Here is a 15428-nt window from a genome sequence, read left to right as displayed (position 1 = left end):
GCGCGATGCTGTCAGAGGAGGCCCGCTTGCATCATGAGTTTGAGCACTTCAGGACTATTCAGTGATGATGGGTCGACGACGGGGGCGTTGAGTGAATCGAGTGCCGGTAGGGGATCTCTTGCATCAACTTCGCTGCCGACCGGATATTCGAAGCTGTAGCCTTCGCCGAGAATCTTTTGACCGTCGGCGCCGGCGAGAAACGCGAGAAACTGTTGTGCTTTGTCGGCGTTATCGCTTGATGCCAGCACGCCGCCACCAGAGACGCTGACGAACGCTCCGGGATCTTCATTGCCAAAGTAGTGCAGCTTTGTGTTGCCACTGTTTTCTCCCTCAGCATCGGAGTCGCGGAACCAGTAGTAGTGATAGATGATGCCCCCTGCTACTTCGCCGGCATTTACGGCCTTCATGGTCACAATGTTGTTGCGGTAGATCGTGGCGTTTTCTTTCATTCCCTCTAGCCACTCGGCGGTAGCTTCAGTGCCTTGGGTCTCCAGAATTGCGGAGACTATCGCTTGAAAATCTGCGCCAGCGGGTGCTCCACCCCAGCTGCCCATCCATTCAGGATTCTGCAGATCGAGGATGGATGTGGGGAGTTCGGATTCGTAAAGCAGTTCGGGGTTGTAGACGAAAACGGTGGAGCGCGCGGCAATACCGGTCCACATTCCACTGGCGGGCCGGTACTGTTCGGGAACCAGTGCAAGGGTTTCGGCATCTACCGGTGCGAAAAGCCCCTCATTTTCGACCAGTGACATGGCGGGTGAGTTCTCAGTGAGAAACACATCAGCACGGGATGCTTCACCCTCTGCCACCAGCTGATTGCCGAGCTCGCTGTCGCCGCCATTACGCAGCACTACTTCGATTCCGGTCTGAGCGGTAAATTCCTCCACCCATTCTTCAGTGAGCTGTTCGTGCTGGGCGTTATAGACCACGAGTGCTTCATCGCTAGCTTCTGCGACCACATCCTCAGTGCTAGCGCTGTCGCTACCGCCGGCAGCGCATCCGCTCAGCAGTAGGCCTGTTGCGGCGATGGTCGCGGTGATCGTCAGCAGTTTTCTCACGGATGAAGCCCCTCAGTGTTCGATGTTAGATAAGGCTATCCTAACTAACAGTGGGGTGCTATCCAGGGAATCGTTTCACAGGACAACGGCATCAATCACAGTGCCGCCCGAAACATACAGCGCGGCGCTCGCAGCGCGCCCGAGAGAAACGGGGGACGTCTGTGCCGCGACGCTCACGCTGAGGGCATCCGAGTAGGGCTCGCCGGCGGCGATACTCAAGCGCGCGTCGACAACAATCCCACACTCTTCGAAATATTTGAGCAGCGCCGGGTCACCGTCAGAGATTCGCTCCACGACCACGGTGCTACCGGGGGCGACTCTGCTCAGTTGCACGGCATCCGGCATCATCACGACACCATCTGCGCTCGGGATGGGGTCTCCGTGGGGGTCGCGGGTGGGGTGTTCTAAGAACGCATCCATGCGCTCAACCATGAAATCTGACACCGCATGTTCGAGGTTCTCGGCCTCATCATGCACCTGATCCCAGGTGTAGCCAAGAACGCTCACAAGAAAGGATTCGATGAGGCGGTGGCGGCGCACCATCGCGACAGCGTGTGCCCGACCGGTGGCGGTGAGTGCGATTGAGGCGTAGGGGGCGTGATCAATAAAGCCCTGTTCGGTGAGGCGGCGCACGGCATCCGAGACGCTGGAGAGGGTGAATCCGGTTCGTTCGGCAATCACGGTTGCCGTGACCGGGGCATCTGACCACTCGGTGAGGGTCCACACCGTTTTGAGATAGTTCTGGGCGCTGGCAGATAGTTGCGTGACCGACATGCGCCCAGTCTAAAGCCGAAGATTCAACTACGGGTGGGCGTAGTTGTTGGGAGGTGCTGTACTCAGGATGCGGCGGCAGCTTTCACGGCGTCGTACGCTTCGAGGGCTTCCCGGCGAGTTTCGCGCAGGTCGACGATCGGCTCCGGGTAGTCGGCGGTGCCCAACTCCGGAACCCAGCGGGCAACGTATTCGCCGGCGGGGTCGAACTTGTTTTGTTGCAGCACCGGGTTGAAGACACGAAAGTAGGGGGCGGCATCCGCACCAGATCCGGCAACCCACTGCCAGTTGGCGGGATTGCTGGCGTCGTCAGCGTCGACGAGGGTGTCCCAGAACCACTGCTCTCCGGCGCGCCAGTCGATGAGCAGATTTTTGATCAGAAAGCTTGCCACGACCATGCGCACGCGATTGTGCATGGTGCCGGTGTGCCAGAGTTCGCGCATGCCTGCATCGACGAGGGGTACGCCGGTGCGGCCGCGCCGCCACGCTTCGACTTCGGCAACGCCCGCGGGTTCGTCGACGGCACCGATCTGGTCGACGGTGTAACCCCACGGGAATGCGTCAAAGGCGGGCCGGTAGTTGTCGACCGCAAGGCGCGGGTTGTCGAAGAGTTGGGTGGCCGAAAATTCGCGCCAGCCCACCTCACTCAAGAATTTTGCTGCATTCTTCAGCGCTGAGGTGGGCACCGTTTCTGCGCCGCTGCCGCGCAGACGATCCCAAATCTGGGTCGGACTGATCTCGCCAAACCGCAGGTGCGGACTGAGCCCGCTGGTGGCATCAACGGCGGGTTCGTCACGGCGGTGATAGTTGACGAGCCGTTCGATCACAAAGCTTTCGAGGCGATCGACTGCGCCGCCCTCACCGGGTGTCCACGTGTCGCGCAGTCCGCCAGCCCAGTCAGGGTGGGTCGGCAGCAGGCTCCACTCGGCGAGTTCGTCGCTGACGGGGGCAGCGTCTGGCCACCGCAGTTCGGTGCGCTTCGGCTGGGGCAGCAGGTCACGCACGGCCAGCTCTTGCGCTGCCCGCCAGTAGGGGGTGAACACTTTGTAGGCCTCGCCCTGACCGTTTCGCACGTGCCAGGGTTCGTGCAGCAGGTTTCCCGGGTGGCTCTCAACGGCGAGGCCCTGTTCGCGCAGGCTCGACTTGAGCCCGGCATCAATATCGCGGGCTGAGCTATAACGGCGGTTCCAGTGCACCGAGGCGGCGTCGAGCTCCTGCACCAGCGCGGGCAGAACTTGCGTTGCCGGGCCGCTTCGCAGGGTCAATTGGCCACCCAGTTTCTGCAGGGCGGCATCCAGGGCGGTAAGACTGTGGTGCAACCACCACTTGCTTGCCGATCCCAGTGGCCGGATGCCGTCGCCGGTTTCGTCGTGTACATAAACAACGACGAGTGGTCGGTTTTCGCTCGCGGCGGCAGTGAGCGCGGGGTTGTCGGCTAGTCGCAGGTCGTTTCGCAACCACACGATGGAGGGCCGGTTCTCGTTTCTACTCACGCCACTATTCTACGTTTTGCGGCTGACAGCGCGACCGGAGTCGGAGTCGGAACAGCAGCGCAAGGCCGGGTGGCATCAGCGGGGTGCAGGGATCGAGAATATACCGGTTAAATAGTTCGAGGGCCGGTTTCAGAGGCATGAAACCGACCCTCGCCCTTGCACCAAGAGTGTCCTGCAATCACATTCCGCAGTAGCTGCCACAGCAAACAACTTCTGCCCTATGAATGTATAACGGAAAGATAACGCTGTCTAGTTATCATTCCGTTATTTTCAAAAAATCTTTAAAAATGCCTATATTCAGCGGCACGTTGCTCGTAATCCTCTCGCAGGTCTCACTTTCGTTGACACCTGATCAGGGCAGGGCGACTAGTTGGCTGGCAACATTTTCTGAATGCCTTTTTCTTGATCTTTACCATCCGCTCGGGGATAACGATTCTCGCCGACCACCCAAGGCTGTACCTGCCCCGGCATTCCACTCCGGGCAAGGACTGGTTTCGCATCCAGAAGCCGATTCCCACTGACCCGTTATGTACGGCGAAGCAGGACTCCATCACCCTGCCCGACGGCGTAGGCCTCCCGGGTCGGCGCCATTCGATCGGTTTAGCTCGCCGGTGGCATCTCGGCATCGACACCCTCTGGCTCCTCAATGGGCTCATCTTTACGGTTCTCATTTTCGCCATCGGACAATGGATGCGTCTGGTCCCCATGAGCTGGAATGTCTCCGGCACTTTCGACACGGTTCCGTTGGATCAGTTCAGTATTCAGATAGCCCGAACGTTGCACTTCTTGGTGCTGTGCTGGTTCGTCATGTTCATCGTCGTGCATGTTGCGCTGGTCATGACCACCGGTGCTCTCCGCAATCTGAACCACATATACGTGTCGCGCGACGACGCCAGCTGGGTCGGTTTCGCAATCTTCGCGGTATCGATGGTGGTGATGATCGTTGCGTGGGTGGCTTCTACGCCACTGACCTACCGCTTCCTCCGGAAGGTTCAGAAAGCGGGCTACGCACTCATCGGGCCCGCACAGAAACTCTTTGAGCACATCGATGCGAAGCCCGGCCAGTACAGCGAGAAAGACATCTCTCCCTACTTCTGGCACAACGGCAAGTATCCGGAGACAGAAGAGTACAAGCAGTTGCAGGCTGGCGACTTCGCCGGCTACACGCTGCGCATTAATGGTCTCGTTGAGAACCCTGTCGACCTGAACCTAGAGCAGCTTCGTTCTTTTCCCACCACGAGCAATTCACGCAGCATTTGCGCATTCAAGGCTGGTCGGGCATCGCGAAGTCGGTGATCTTCTACTCCTTTGCTCTCGACCCGGACGGGGGAATCTACTACGACGCCCAGCCGCTTGAGCAGATGAGCTACCCCCTGACGATGTTGGCCTACGAGATGAATGATGATGACCTCTCGTTCCGTCACGGCGCCCCTCACCGCTTGCGCAATGAAGTGCAGTTGGGGTTCAAGCTGGTCAAGTGGATTAAGGGCATCGAGTTCGTCGAGCACTTCTCCGAAGTCGGAGGCGGTGATGTGCCTGATGGGGGATGCCACCACTAACATTGGCGCCTTCCATGAGTCGCTGAACCTCGCCGGCGTGCGGAATCTACCGATTGTGGTTCGCGATGCGGCACGGGCAGCCCTGACCACCGCGAGGGAAGGCCGGCGTCCGGTGCTCCTCGAGCTCATGCGCTACCGCCTCAAGGGGCATTCGGTTGTTGATCGGCGCGCTACCGTTCGAAAGAAGACGCGGATGCCATTGATGACAGGGCAGACACAATCGTGACCGAGGCCGTGGAGTCTGCCGAGACCAGCCCGGATCCGTCGGTTGACGAGCTTTTCGACAAGGTGTATTCGAGCCCGGCGGCGAACGCGTCTACGTGGCTTCCGAGCGAGCCCGAGCCCAAGCCTGATCCCGGCGCTGAATCTGAGTCCACCGCAAAAAAGGCATCCCCGGCATCCGCCGAATCCGCCTCGACTGTGGACAAACTCCGAATATCTCCGCTGGCACGAAAGCTTGCGCACGACAACGACAACGACATCGACATCGACATCGACCTTGATTCGGTGACGGGTAGTGGCCCCAACGGCCGCATTATTCGTGTGGATGTCGACGCGGCAATCGCTGCCGCAGCCGAGGTCATCCCGCTCAGTAAGATTCGTAAGGTCACAGCCAAGCGGCTCACCCAGAGCCAAGACATTCCCCATTTCTTCCTCACCAACGGCGTTGAAGTTGATCGCCTGATGGTGTTGCGCCGAGAGGTCAACGAAGGGTTGGCGACGCAGGGCGTCAAGGTGAGCCTCAATGATTTCATCGTGAAAGCGGTGGCGTTTACGCTGCGGCAGCATCCGGAGGCCAACGTGTCGTTCAACGGCGATTCACTCCTGCGGCATCCACGAATAAATGTGGGCATTGCTGTGGTAACCGATGCGGGACTGTTGGTTCCGGTGGTCACTGACGCTGACCGTAAATCTCTCAGCGAGATTGGTGCCGAAGTGGTGGCGCTGGCCAGTGCCGCACGCGGCAGCAAGCTGACGTTGGATCAGATGTCGGGGGGAACCTTCTCGGTCAGCAACCTGGGCATGTTCGGTATTGATGAATTCACGGCGATGCTCAACGCGCCCGAGGCAGGAATTCTTGCCGTGGGAGCGGCCAGCCCAGAGCTGAAGTTACTCGGCGGAGAACTTGTAGAGGTGCAGAAGATGAAAATCACGCTCACCGTGGATCACCGTGGATCACCGTGCGATGGATGGTGCGACAGCGGCCGCCTTCCTGCGTGATCTCAAGGGAATGCTGGAGCAGCCGCTGCGCATGCTCGTCTGAGACAGTTCGGCGTTAGGCGCGCGTGAAGCGCACTTTCCAATCATCCGGTCCGTCAGTCACATAGGTCACGGCAAGAGCTGCCCTGGTGGGTATGGTCGCTTGGCGACACTCATCAGAATCGCCGAATCTTCGAGTGCTTCAAAACTATGACGCCCGTGGGGCACGATCAGTAGGCTGCCGGGGCGGGCGTTCCACGAGTCCTTACCAATTTGCAGGCGGATTCGCCCCTGAAGTACGTACACGGTGGCATCGTCGTGGTTGTCGTGCTCGCCTAAACTGGTGCCTTTGAGCATTCCGATTACCGTTTGGCGCAACGATTTCTCGTGGCCGCCGTATACCGTTTCGGAGGCCCGGCCCCCACCCGCTTCAGCGGCGGCATGAAGTTGATGAAGTGCGAGTGCCTCGATCGAAATCTTCGTCATGCGGATAGTGTACGGTTCTTCTCACAATTCGGACCGTCCTTGCACGCAACTCTGCTTCATCCGTGCCGATTTCGGGGAGACTCTTTGGGTCAATCTTGATTTCCTCTATTTCGTTGCTTGCGTCGTTGTGGGCGGGTTGTCGCTCCCCATCGCCTCAGCAGCATCTCGTCTCCGGTGTTTCGGAAGTTGTGGAGTGTTCCGGCAGGAATGGTCATGATGACAATCTGCGAGTGCTTTCCGTTCCACAGCACCCTTCTAAAGTTCGGGCTCTGCTGAGCTAGTTTGCCTATAGAATTGGTCGTTTTGGTATTCACGGATGAGCCGCTACCGGTGGTGCCGTCATGGCGGCCCAAGAGACGCATGGCGTTGGCTATGACGATCAGCACGGATGCCTCGTGCACCAGCATCCCGATCGACATGGTTACTGCTCCAAGCAGCACACCGATCGGCAGCAGCGACACGGTTATGAGCGCGATGGCAATGTTCTCCACAGCGACGATATCGAGTTTGTCTTCGGGCAGCAGTGAGGCATGAATCTCATCTACTCCGGTAATCGACCCGATGGCATTTGCGACCAGCGGGGCATCACTGAAAGTAGAGATCAGCATGACCACCTGGGTTGTGCAGCCAGTCAGTCACACATCACCCTCCGTCAATACCCGGTGTATGAGGTTGGCATGTGTTGTGCAGTGGTATGTAGTCGCTTCGATTAGCTTGGTGAGTCGACGAGCTTGAGCCCGACGATGCATCCAATCAGCCCCATGATGAGTAAGACTTTCACCCACGAGACAGGTTCACCACCGAAGATCATCGCGTAGGTGACGGTAAGCGCAGCCCCTATTCCCACCCAGATGGCGTAGGCGGTACCGATGGGGATCTCGCGCATCGCAAACGCGAGCCCACCCATGCTGATGATAATTGCCACGCCAAAGATGATGGATGGCCAGAGCTTCGTGAAGCCCTCCGATTTGCCGAGCGCAGTGGCCCAGACGGCTTCGAGCACACCAGAGAGAATCAGAACAAGCCAGTACACAACAGTCTCCTTGGCCAGTCTTGTCGCGTACCCGGTACTGAACCGTCGTCGGGGGCCGTTGATTGCGGCCAACTCGATCGTACCAAAAGTGCTGTGAACTGGCAGGATTCCCCGACGCAGGGCTCCCGGTATCGAGCGCGTGACTCAGTCGCTACCGTGGGCCGCGCGACCGGCGCCCAGTGCGCGCCGCGAAGCCCTGAGCACCGCATCGAGAGTGATTCCACGTCGGGCCATCACCTGTGCGCCAGACCCGGATTCGCCAAACTCTTCAACACTCACCACTTCACCGTCGAGGCCCACCCAGCGGTACCAGGCATCACCGCGACCAGCCTCCACAGCAACACGTGCAGCGATCGAGGCGGGCAAAACCATCTCGCGATACGAGGCGTCACTCGCCGCAAACCACTCAACGCTCGGCATCGAAATGACTCGCACCGCAACACCCTCGACCGCCAGAGTCTCCGCAGCCTCAAGGGCGAAAGAAACCTCACTGCCGGTGGCGATGAGCGCAAGATCGAGGCCATCACCGTGCTGCCACGCAACATAACCGCCGTGGGCGACCTTGGCATCCAAGTGGTCACGCTCGTGCAGAACGGGAACATCCTGACGGGAAAACACCAGCGCTGTGGGGCCGGCAGGCCGCGCAATTAGGCGCTTCCACACCGACACAACCTCTGCCGCATCCGCGGGGCGCACCACGTCGAGGCCCGGCACTGTGCGCAGCGACGCAATCTGCTCCACCGGTTGGTGGGTTGGCCCATCCTCACCAACCGCAACACTGTCGTGGGTGAACACATAGACAACGGGCAACTGCATGAGAGCAGCCAGTCGGATGCTCGGCCGCATGTAATCGCTGAACACGAGGTAGGTCGACGCAAACGGTCGCCATGGCCCCTGAATCGCAATGCCATTGAGAATTGCTGCCATGGCGTGCTCACGAATCCCGAAGCGAATGAATTCGCCACCGGGGTTGCTCGCCGTCACCGCGAAGCCGGGCACATCCACCCCCGTCGATCCGGCCAAGTCTGCCGACCCGCCCCACAGTGATGACACATTCTGCAGGGCCTTAACGACAACACTGTTGAGCTTGCGGGTCGCCGATGGTGTGCCGACGGCAGGCAGCTCGATTTCATTCAGTGCGCTGAGGGGTGCCGCAGCATCCGGATTCCGGAATGCATGCCAGGCTCGCGCCGCCTCAGGTTCCGCAGCCTTCCAGCACGCCATCGCGGCAGTCCATTCGTCTTCGAACGCCTGGCCTCGGGCGAGAGCGCCACGCGCAAAGCTGAGACCGTCGTCGGTGACGAGGGCGTCGAGCGGAGCATCCGGAGCAAAGCCGAGCGCTGTCTTGATGGCCGAAACGTCGTCGTCGCCGAAGCCACCAGAGTGGGCTGCGGGCTTGCCTGAGAACTCGGCTGACGGTGCACCAATCACGCTGCGTATGGCAACGAACGTGGGGCGGCCGTCGCGCGACTGTGCTTCGGCGAGCACAGCCTCAATCTGGTCGAGGTTGCTCGCGTCGTCGATTTCCAGCACCCGCCAGCCGTAGGCGGTGTATCGTCCACGCACATCCTCGCTGAAGGCTGCTTCACCGGTGGAGTCGATGGTGACGTTGTTGTCATCCCAGATCAGCACAAGGTTGTCGAGGCCGAGAGTGCCCGCCAGGCTTGAGGCTTCACCGCTGACACCCTCCTGCATGCAGCCGTCGCCGGCGATCGCCCAGATGGTGGTGTCGAGCAGGTCACTGTCGGGCGCGAAGAGCGCGCGCTCGCGGCGTGCCGCCAGCGCCATTCCCACGGCAGAGGCAACACCCTGGCCGAGCGGTCCGGTGCTCATTTCGATGCCGGGGGTGTGGCCGAGTTCCGGATGCCCGGGGGTGCGACTACCGAGGGTGCGACTCTTGGCCAAGTCGTCGAGTTCCAGCCCGTAGCCCGTCAGAAACAGCTGCACATACAGCAGCAGACTGGCGTGACCGGCCGAGAGTACGAGTCGGTCACGGCCGAGCCAGTGGGGGTTGTGGGGGTTGTGGCGCAGAATTCGTTGGTAGAGCACGTGGGCGAGGGGTGCCAGGGCCATCGCTGTTCCACCGTGCCCGTGGCCTTTGGCTTGCACGACGTGGGCGGGAATGGCGATGGCGGCGCGAACGGAATCCGCTTCAGCAGGCGTGACGTTTCCGAGTGAGGGGAGTCCGTTTTCTGACATATCTGACACTTTGGTCTACATGTGTACTAAAGTCAATGTGTGCAGAATGATCTGTACAGTCACGAAGTAGACTTTCCGTCACGGTCGGTCACAATGCGGAGGACACAGTTATGGCGCACGCGATCTCAACTGGTTCGGGCGTTGTGCTCGACCTAATTCGTGCCGGTCAGGCAACCACCCGCTCCGACCTCATCACTCAGCTTGGCTGGTCGCGAATCACTCTCGCCCGCCGGCTCGATGAGCTGTTGAATGCCACCATCATCGTCAGCGCCGGTCAGTCAGACTCCCGTGGCGGTCGCCCACCCGAAGAATTCGTTGTCAATAAAGACGCCGGACTTCTTCTTGCGATGGATATCGGCGGCTCCCACTCACGGCTCGCCATCACCGACCTCGTGTCGAACATCCTTCTCGAAGACGAGGCAGATATTGGCCTCGATCAGGGCCCCGACGATATCTTCGACTGGAGCTGCCAGGTCTTCGATCACCTTCTCGACCGACTCAACAAGTCACGGTCCGATGTGCGAGGTATCGGCGTGGGCGTTCCTGGGCCGGTCGATCCTGCCAGCGGCCGAATCGCATCCCCGCAGGTCAATGCCCAGTGGGCGGATGTCGTGGTCAAGAACTACTTTCCCGACGATTACCGTGCGGTGTTCGCCGTCGATCGCGACGTAAACATTCTTGCGGTGGGTGAGCACCGCCTGGGCTGGCCCGAATACGACGACGCGATTGTGCTGAAGGTCGGTATGGGTATCGGCTGTGGCCTTGTGTTTGGGGGCCGCGTTTATCATGGCACCCGGGGTGGGGCCGGTGACCTGGCGCATACGCCGTCGGGAGGCAGCAACGTGTGCCTGTGTGGTCGCACAGGATGCCTTGACACGGTCGCCAGCGGTCGTGCCATTGAACGTGAGTTGCACGCGCTCGGCGCAACGGTCCGCACGAGTGCTGACATTGTCGCGCTTGCCCACAGCGGCCATGAGGGTGTCGCCCAATTATTGGCGGATGCCGGCAACCACATCGCGGAGGCGCTGTTGGATCCGGTGGCCCTGCTAAATCCATCGGCAATTGTGGTTGGCGGCAACATCGCTCACGCGGGTGCCGTGTTCCTTGACCCCATTCGCGAGCGCTTGCTGCGCGTCGCGACGGCGTTTTCGCGTCGCGATCTTGTGGTGATTCCGGCGAAGTTGGGACATCAGGCGGGCGTCATTGGCGCATCGCTTATTGCGCAGGATGCGCTCTTTGAGCCAGACCGCATCAGCCGGTTGACGCGCGACGGGGGTGCATCGCTCCAGAAATTCGGCGAGAAATAGCCACTTCGGGCTATTCGTAGACATAAGTCCTGTTATGGCACTAGGCTCGCAAGCGTCAGCGCAGTCGCTCAGCGGCCGGGTGAACGACAGGGCCGGGTGAACGACAGTGAGAAAGCAGGATGCAGTGAGCAGAACTTTGGCAGACGAACTCAGTGATGATGCGGTCATCTTGGGTGCTGAGGCACCCGACTGGCGTTCTGCCATTCGGATCGCCGGCGATGCACTCACCGCCAGCGGGTCAACAACCGACGAATACACCGCCGAAATGATTCGTGCGGTGGAAGAGCTCGGCCCCTACATTGTGATCGCGCCGTCAATCGCTCTGGCACACTCGCGCCCCTCACCCGCCGTGCTCAAGACCGGAATCAGCTGGGTCAGCCTCGCCCATCCCGTCGAATTCGGCCACGCAGCAAACGACCCCGTTCGACTCGTCGTCGGGCTGGCTGCAGTCGATCACGACTCACACCTCACCACCATGTCAAATCTCGCCGGCGTTCTGAGCGGCGACATCGACAGCCTCCTTGAGGCAACCAATCCTGAACAACTCCGGGCGCTCATCCGAGACAACACGCAGTAGCGCACTCCCGAAACCGAAAGGCACACACATGAAGATCGTTGCAGTCTGTGGGATGGGGATCGGTACATCCGTTCTCCTAAAAATGAATGCAGAGAAGGTTCTTCGCACGCTCGGAGTTGACGCCGATGTGGAAGCTGCTGATATTGGAGTTGCCCGCGGTATGGCACGCGACGCTCAGATCGTGCTGACCTCGGAAGAATTTGCTTCCGAAATCGGCGACGTTCCCGCGCAGGTCATCGTTATCGACAACTTCTTTGATCTCGAAGAAATCACCACCAAGCTCAAGGCTGCGCTGCCCGAATAGCTCGTCGCCGCGTTACTAACTAAACAAACAAGGGAGAACACAATGGAGTGGCTTGTCGTAGTCCTGAATTTCATCGGACAACAGATCCTCAACGTTCCGGCATATCTCGTCGGAATCATTACCGCAATCGGCCTCATCGCTCTCAAGCGACCAGCCGGTGCGGTCATCGGCGGTGGCCTCAAGGCAGCGCTCGGCTTCCTCATCCTGGGTGCCGGTGCGGGTGTTGTGGTCGGCTCACTGACCCCGCTCGGCAACCTGATCCTGTTGGTCACCGGTGCGCAGGGCGTCATCCCCACCAACGAGGTCATTACGGCGCTCGCCTCAGTTGAGTACGGCGCCACCAGCGCCTACGTGCTCACCCTCGGCTTTGTCGTGATGCTCGCCCTTGCCCGGTTCACACCCCTCAAGTATGTCTTTCTCACCGGCCACCACATGGTCTTCATGGCGTTGCTGCTGAGTGTTGTGCTTTCGGTTGGGTTCGGCCCCGACCTCAACTGGCTTGTCGTTCTGATCGGCGCACTGCTGCTGGGTGTGATCATGGTCGTGATGCCGGCGTTCGCTCATCCGTGGACGAAGAAGATCACCGGTGATGACACCATTGCTATCGGCCACTTCGGAACCCTCGGCTACATCGCCGCCGGTGCTGCAGGCCAGGCTACCGGTCAGAAGAGCCACTCCACTGAGAAGATCAACTTCCCGCAGGGGCTCAAATTTTTGCGTGACTCGATGGTTGCTACCGCAATTTCGATGGTGCTGATCTACATGGTCTTCGCCGTCTGGGGACTCATCGCACTGCCGCAGCAGGAAGCATTCGACGTCTTCGGATCAGCGGATACCGGTGCTTACATCATGGCGGCGTTCGCTCAGGCACTGCAGTTCGGTGTTGGTGTCGCGATCATCCTGTACGGTGTGCGCACGATCCTCGGCGAACTTGTTCCCGCGTTCCAGGGAATCGCCGAAAAGGTCGTCCCCGGCGCCAAGCCAGCGCTCGACATCCCGCTGGTCTTCCCCTTCGCAGCTAACGCTGTGCTGATCGGATTCCTCGCATCGTTCCTTGGTGGCCTCATTTCGCTCGCACTGCTGGCAGTCTGGCTGGGACCAGTCTTCGGTCTTGCGCTGATCCTGCCCGGAATGGTTCCTCACTTCTTCACGGGTGGTGGTGCCGGCGTTTACGGCAACGCAACCGGTGGACGAAGAGGTGCCGCCATCGGTGGTTTCGTCAACGGTGTGCTCATCACGATCCTCCCCGCCATCCTGCTGCTTGTGCTCGGCGAGCTGGGATTCGCCAACAGCACGTTCGGTGATGCCGACTTCGGTTGGTTCGGAACACTCATCGGGGTAAGTCTGCTGACCGGCGTGCCCGCAATCGGAGTAGTACTGACGGTAGTGATAGCAGTCGTGCTCGTCGTTGTCGCATCCATCTTCCAGATCCGTGTGGTTAACACGGGCTGGACGCCGGGAGCAAAACGCGATGCGTGGCTCGCTAGTGAGGCTGAGAAAGCTGAAGCCGAAAAGGCAGCCGAAAAGGCAGCGGCGAAAGATGCGGCTGCCCCGGCTGTGGAAACCAAGGCTTAAGCCCTCAGGCTGGGTCATTCGGGTGATCTGGTTGGGGCGTCATTCCTTCGGGGGTGGCGCCCTTTATTGTGCGGGTTGGATGCCCGCACAGAGGTTCTGCAGCGACTGCGGTCAGTCGGCGGCTCGCAGTGCGTTGACCGACTCCGGAGTGGGGATGCCGGGCCGCAAGTCGGGCGCATCCTGCACAGTTACCGGTCGCCGACCGAAGCGCACCTGGCCGGCCCAGGCGTTGCCGGCGACATCATCGTCGGTGTCGTCGGGCCACCCGTCCGAGACACGCACAGACCACTCGTTGATAGGCAGGGAGAGCACCAGAGTGGCGGCAAGTTCCTTGGTGGTGTTCGGGCGGACCTCGTTGAGGCGACCGGGAATCAATTTCTCTGTCAGAGCGTTGAGCGCATCGGTTTTCTCTGTTCCGGCCAAGACCCGAAAGGATCCGAAAAGCACAGCACTTCGGTAGATTAGTGACGACTCGAATGCTGACCGCGCCACCACTATTCCGTCGGCCGCGGTAACCGACACCGCTGCCGGAGCGCCAGAAACCAACCGCATCCACCGTGAGCCTGTTGACCCGTGGACGATGAGGGCATCCCCGAAACGAGCCACTGCTGTCGGCAGCAGCCCGGGGGCACCGTCCTCGTCTACATAGGCAATGTGTCCGACGATCGCGGAATCGAGGAGCGCATCCAGCACTTCACGATTGTGCGACATCAACTCAGGCATCCGGGTGGCGTTCGTTTTGCTCATTCGCTCAGTGTGGCATGCCGATGAGCCCAGTTGTGCGATGCGACCGGCCCTTAGATGAAGTCGGGGCTTGGTGTTGAAGCGAAACGCACCGAGACATCCGGATGCCGGTCGTAGCGGTAACCGATTCCCCGCACGGTACGCACAACGTCTTCGTACGCGCCGAGCTTGGAGCGCAGGCGACGGATGTGCACATCGATGGTGCGCTCGTTGGGTGCTTCGTCATCTTCGGCAGACCACAGCGCTGCGATGAGCTGGGCGCGGGCAATGGTTTGGGATTCGCGCAGAATCAAGAACTGCAGCAGCTGAAACTCTTTGTGCGTGAGTGCGGCTGGTTCGTCATCGACGAGGACGCGCTTGCGAGAGAGGTCAACGGTCACCCCGGTGGCGGCCTTCTCTTCTGGCTCTTCGATCTGTCGGTGCTTCGCGAGAGCTGAGGGGTCTTGCAGCGCGAGACGTACCACGTCAACGTCGCGTCCGCCGGCACCAACCGGAGCGAGGGCAACGGCTGCGTGAGTTTCTGCTGTGGGCACCAACTGCTTAGTGAGCAATTTGAGCTGTTCCACAATCGCACTCAGATGGGTTCCCGCGGCCGCTGCCGTGAGTTCGTCAATGCCGACATAGAGCACGAAACCTCGTGCTTCTGTGCCCTGGGGAACGGCACGGAGGCGTGGGGCTTCAGTGGGGGCGGTCGGCGCCGACGCGACGATTGTGCGTATTGAGCGGGCAGCTGGCACCGCCAGCGATAGCTCGCGAGCCGGCACCTGTGCGGGAATGGCGGGAGCGAAAGAGGTGCGAGGGGTACGTTCGATGGTTGCGAGAGACATGGGTCCAGAAATCCTTGGATAAGGGGTGAAGGGCCTCTGATGATGAGGGTGTGATCCTTCGAAAAAAATAGTGTGACGAGCTAGATAGACGCCGTTATGAGGACGAAAATCTGGGGGCATCCCATCTGGTGAGAATGCCCGGCGCAGGTTGGCCGACTAGGCACACATTCGACAACACGAAGACGCACTTACAAGCGCAGTGCTGACCAGCACGGTGCCGGTGGGCATCGCGCTAGCGGTCCTGGAAGCCACGGGGGCGGTCAGGGTGCGAGTTCGTACAGTCATGGAAGTAACT

General features: G+C 60.2%; 18 protein-coding genes and 1 riboswitch. Of the genes, 9 read left to right on the top strand and 9 right to left on the bottom strand.

Annotated features, from left to right (window positions below; genetic code table 11):
* Positions 1 to 11 precede the first annotated feature (11 nt).
* From FB472_RS05425 to FB472_RS05415, 3 genes are all read right to left on the bottom strand, one after another.
* Positions 12 to 1058, bottom strand: a complete 1047-nt coding sequence (locus FB472_RS05425) for an iron ABC transporter substrate-binding protein (protein ID WP_170192021.1) — start codon at positions 1056 to 1058, stop codon at positions 12 to 14.
* Between the two features lie 75 nt (positions 1059 to 1133).
* A complete protein-coding gene (locus FB472_RS05420; protein WP_141990005.1) occupies positions 1134 to 1832 on the bottom strand; it encodes a metal-dependent transcriptional regulator in 699 nt (232 codons plus the stop codon).
* 62 nt (positions 1833 to 1894) lie between these two features.
* Positions 1895 to 3322 (bottom strand): cryptochrome/photolyase family protein, encoded by a 1428-nt coding sequence (locus tag FB472_RS05415; protein ID WP_141990004.1) that lies wholly within the window; start codon positions 3320 to 3322, stop codon positions 1895 to 1897.
* A 402-nt stretch (positions 3323 to 3724) separates the two neighbouring features.
* Here FB472_RS05415 and FB472_RS05410 point away from each other — a divergent pair, with 402 nt between their 5' ends.
* The 5 genes from FB472_RS05410 to FB472_RS14610 are packed head-to-tail and all read left to right on the top strand — an operon-like array spanning position 3725 to position 6145.
* The gene (locus FB472_RS05410) at positions 3725 to 4618 is read left to right on the top strand and encodes a molybdopterin-binding protein (protein WP_215730388.1); all 894 of its coding nucleotides are present in this window, start codon (positions 3725 to 3727) and stop codon (positions 4616 to 4618) included.
* Complete coding sequence (locus FB472_RS14145) at positions 4615 to 4881, top strand: molybdopterin-dependent oxidoreductase (RefSeq protein WP_215730387.1); 267 nt, start codon at positions 4615 to 4617, stop codon at positions 4879 to 4881. The genes FB472_RS05410 and FB472_RS14145 overlap by 4 nt, the downstream gene beginning before the upstream one ends.
* A complete protein-coding gene (locus FB472_RS14615) occupies positions 4769 to 5107 on the top strand; it encodes a thiamine pyrophosphate-dependent enzyme (RefSeq protein ID WP_425467210.1) in 339 nt (112 codons plus the stop codon). The genes FB472_RS14145 and FB472_RS14615 overlap by 113 nt, the downstream gene beginning before the upstream one ends.
* A complete protein-coding gene (locus tag FB472_RS05400; RefSeq protein WP_215730385.1) occupies positions 5104 to 6102 on the top strand; it encodes a dihydrolipoamide acetyltransferase family protein in 999 nt (332 codons plus the stop codon). The genes FB472_RS14615 and FB472_RS05400 overlap by 4 nt, the downstream gene beginning before the upstream one ends.
* Positions 6068 to 6145, top strand: coding sequence for a hypothetical protein (locus tag FB472_RS14610; RefSeq protein WP_425467227.1), 78 nt, complete (start codon positions 6068 to 6070; stop codon positions 6143 to 6145). Before FB472_RS05400 ends, FB472_RS14610 begins: the two co-directional genes overlap by 35 nt.
* A gap of 65 nt (positions 6146 to 6210) precedes the next feature.
* On the opposite strand, the gene FB472_RS05390 is transcribed toward FB472_RS14610, so the two are convergent.
* The 4 genes from FB472_RS05390 to FB472_RS05375 form a co-directional block, all read right to left on the bottom strand.
* Positions 6211 to 6567: a cupin domain-containing protein gene (locus FB472_RS05390; protein ID WP_021808661.1), complete on the bottom strand. Its 357-nt coding sequence runs from the start codon at positions 6565 to 6567 to the stop codon at positions 6211 to 6213.
* Between the two features lie 89 nt (positions 6568 to 6656).
* Positions 6657 to 7175: a cupin domain-containing protein gene (locus tag FB472_RS14605; RefSeq protein WP_425467209.1), complete on the bottom strand. Its 519-nt coding sequence runs from the start codon at positions 7173 to 7175 to the stop codon at positions 6657 to 6659.
* A 101-nt stretch (positions 7176 to 7276) separates the two neighbouring features.
* Positions 7277 to 7600 carry a DMT family transporter gene (locus FB472_RS05380; RefSeq protein ID WP_141990000.1) on the bottom strand — a complete coding sequence of 108 codons (324 nt, stop codon included), beginning with the start codon at positions 7598 to 7600 and terminating at the stop codon, positions 7277 to 7279.
* A gap of 9 nt (positions 7601 to 7609) precedes the next feature.
* Positions 7610 to 7675: riboswitch (guanidine-III (ykkC-III) riboswitch) on the bottom strand.
* Positions 7676 to 7744: 69 nt separating this feature from the next.
* A complete protein-coding gene (locus FB472_RS05375; RefSeq protein ID WP_141989999.1) occupies positions 7745 to 9799 on the bottom strand; it encodes a transketolase family protein in 2055 nt (684 codons plus the stop codon).
* A 110-nt stretch (positions 9800 to 9909) separates the two neighbouring features.
* Here FB472_RS05375 and FB472_RS05370 point away from each other — a divergent pair, with 110 nt between their 5' ends.
* The 4 genes from FB472_RS05370 to FB472_RS05355 all read left to right on the top strand — a co-directional run bounded on the left by FB472_RS05370 (position 9910) and on the right by FB472_RS05355 (position 13562).
* A complete protein-coding gene (locus tag FB472_RS05370; RefSeq protein ID WP_141989997.1) occupies positions 9910 to 11106 on the top strand; it encodes an ROK family protein in 1197 nt (398 codons plus the stop codon).
* A 124-nt stretch (positions 11107 to 11230) separates the two neighbouring features.
* Entirely contained in the window at positions 11231 to 11683 is a 453-nt protein-coding gene (locus FB472_RS05365) for a PTS sugar transporter subunit IIA (RefSeq protein ID WP_141989995.1), read from the top strand.
* Between the two features lie 28 nt (positions 11684 to 11711).
* Entirely contained in the window at positions 11712 to 11987 is a 276-nt protein-coding gene (locus tag FB472_RS05360; RefSeq protein ID WP_021808651.1) for a PTS sugar transporter subunit IIB, read from the top strand.
* Between the two features lie 42 nt (positions 11988 to 12029).
* Positions 12030 to 13562 (top strand): PTS ascorbate transporter subunit IIC, encoded by a 1533-nt coding sequence (locus FB472_RS05355; protein ID WP_141989994.1) that lies wholly within the window; start codon positions 12030 to 12032, stop codon positions 13560 to 13562.
* Between the two features lie 111 nt (positions 13563 to 13673).
* On the opposite strand, the gene FB472_RS05350 is transcribed toward FB472_RS05355, so the two are convergent.
* Together FB472_RS05350 and FB472_RS05345 are read right to left on the bottom strand one after the other, a co-directional pair.
* Positions 13674 to 14309 (bottom strand): pyridoxamine 5'-phosphate oxidase family protein, encoded by a 636-nt coding sequence (locus tag FB472_RS05350; RefSeq protein ID WP_246078095.1) that lies wholly within the window; start codon positions 14307 to 14309, stop codon positions 13674 to 13676.
* A gap of 50 nt (positions 14310 to 14359) precedes the next feature.
* A complete protein-coding gene (locus tag FB472_RS05345; RefSeq protein WP_141989992.1) occupies positions 14360 to 15133 on the bottom strand; it encodes a winged helix-turn-helix domain-containing protein in 774 nt (257 codons plus the stop codon).
* Positions 15134 to 15428 lie beyond the last annotated feature (295 nt).

It is taken from the genome of Rhodoglobus vestalii, assembly GCF_006788895.1.
In the GTDB taxonomy this organism is placed as follows: Bacteria; Actinomycetota; Actinomycetes; order Actinomycetales; family Microbacteriaceae; genus Rhodoglobus; species Rhodoglobus vestalii.
This window is presented reverse-complemented; position numbering and strand designations above follow the sequence as displayed.

Bases quoted from the DNA above. Each gene is read 5' to 3' on its own strand.
- FB472_RS05360 (WP_021808651.1), top strand. From the start codon at position 11,712: ATGAAGATCGTTGCAGTCTGTGGGATGGGGATCGGTACATCCGTTCTC.
- FB472_RS14615 (WP_425467210.1), top strand. From the start codon at position 4,769: ATGAAGTGCAGTTGGGGTTCAAGCTGGTCAAGTGGATTAAGGGCATCG.
- FB472_RS05390 (WP_021808661.1), bottom strand. From the start codon at position 6,567: ATGACGAAGATTTCGATCGAGGCACTCGCACTTCATCAACTTCATGCC.
- FB472_RS05375 (WP_141989999.1), bottom strand. From the start codon at position 9,799: ATGTCAGAAAACGGACTCCCCTCACTCGGAAACGTCACGCCTGCTGAA.
- FB472_RS14610 (WP_425467227.1), top strand. From the start codon at position 6,068: ATGGATGGTGCGACAGCGGCCGCCTTCCTGCGTGATCTCAAGGGAATG.
- FB472_RS05350 (WP_246078095.1), bottom strand. From the start codon at position 14,309: ATGAGCAAAACGAACGCCACCCGGATGCCTGAGTTGATGTCGCACAAT.
- FB472_RS05420 (WP_141990005.1), bottom strand. From the start codon at position 1,832: ATGTCGGTCACGCAACTATCTGCCAGCGCCCAGAACTATCTCAAAACG.
- FB472_RS05345 (WP_141989992.1), bottom strand. From the start codon at position 15,133: ATGTCTCTCGCAACCATCGAACGTACCCCTCGCACCTCTTTCGCTCCC.
- FB472_RS05355 (WP_141989994.1), top strand. From the start codon at position 12,030: ATGGAGTGGCTTGTCGTAGTCCTGAATTTCATCGGACAACAGATCCTC.
- FB472_RS05370 (WP_141989997.1), top strand. From the start codon at position 9,910: ATGGCGCACGCGATCTCAACTGGTTCGGGCGTTGTGCTCGACCTAATT.
- FB472_RS14605 (WP_425467209.1), bottom strand. From the start codon at position 7,175: ATGCTGATCTCTACTTTCAGTGATGCCCCGCTGGTCGCAAATGCCATC.